Genomic DNA, 1,213 nt, shown 5'->3' with positions numbered 1-1,213 from the left:
TAACAAGAGACTATGGCGTCAATAACTAATTTTTAGCTACTGGCGCTTCCCACATCACACCGTCTCTAAGCATAGAATTCAAGATCACAATCATCTTTCTAATACACGCAATTATCGCTACTTTTTTAGGTTTTCCAGCGGCAACCAAACGCTGATATGTTTCCTTGAAAACTGGATTAGATTGCATCGCTGACATCATGGCCATATACAAAACAGTTCTTACCTGCGGTCGTCCTCCTTGAATTTTTCGTTTACCTTTATAGCGACCACTTTCTCTATTCATCGGAGCTACACCAACAAGTGCACTTGCTTGTTTGCTACTGATATAACCAAGCTCTGGTAAGTTACTGATAATTGAAGCTGCCGCTATTTTCCCAATGCCAGTCATGCTTTGTAATATCATGTTTTTCGCTTGATATTCTGGACATGACTCAATGACTCTCACTATTTTCTCTTCAATTTTATTAATCTGATTTTTAAATAACGTCAGCACAGGTTTTATTGTCATCGCCAATTCCTTTGGCATTATTTGTAACCTGTTTTTCTCCATCGTTTGCATAGTGAGTAACTGATTTCTTCTCGTGACTAAATCGCTCATCAACTGCATCGTATCTGGCTTTAATGTTGATAATGGTGGTTTGATTGCTTCACCGTAATGAGCAATAAGCTCTGCATCAAGCTTATCTGTTTTAGCACGTTGTCCAATTGCTCCTGCAAAGCGTTTTACGTGTATTGGATTAGCGATGGTAAAAGGCAAGTTAGCCTTAGCACATGCCAAGATAAATGGCATTTCAAGACGGCCTGTGGCTTCAATGATAATGCGCTCGGGTTTGTACTTTTTAATTTCCTTAATCGCTTCTCTAATGCCTTTTTCATCGTTTGAAACGGTGAAATAAATCCCCAGTGGACGGATAAATATATCAAGTTGATATTTTCCTGTATCAACACCTACGTTTATGTTTTGCTTTGTTTTTGTATTCATAATAAGCTAACTCTTACTTGCATAATGCGGGTTCGAGACCCAGTAGACTATTCGAGTGTGGTGCTTGGAGTCCTTTGTCGTGTTCTTTCTTGTTATCGGTCTCTCAACTGAGGAGCCATCGCTCAATCGAACTACGACAAGGAAAGCTTAAGTTGCTGCTTAAGCCTGGGTCTCACTTTACCTAAAGATGTTTAAAAAGAATAAAAAAGATGGGTGTATTATCCATACAAG

The 1,213-nt window shown here is 39.0% G+C and carries 1 protein-coding gene; it reads right to left on the bottom strand.

What is annotated here, in order from left to right; translation table 11 throughout:
* Positions 1-25: 25 nt before the first annotated feature.
* Positions 26-982, bottom strand: a complete 957-nt coding sequence (locus RM573_RS17405; RefSeq protein WP_311585133.1) for an IS110 family RNA-guided transposase — start codon at positions 980-982, stop codon at positions 26-28.
* Positions 983-1,213 lie beyond the last annotated feature (231 nt).

The organism is Thalassotalea castellviae, from assembly GCF_031846185.1.
Taxonomy (GTDB): domain Bacteria; phylum Pseudomonadota; class Gammaproteobacteria; order Enterobacterales; family Alteromonadaceae; genus Thalassotalea_H; species Thalassotalea_H castellviae.
This window is presented reverse-complemented; position numbering and strand designations above follow the sequence as displayed.

Coding starts and splice junctions, on each gene's coding strand:
- RM573_RS17405 (WP_311585133.1), bottom strand. CDS start 982: ATGAATACAAAAACAAAGCAAAACATAAACGTAGGTGTTGATACAGGA.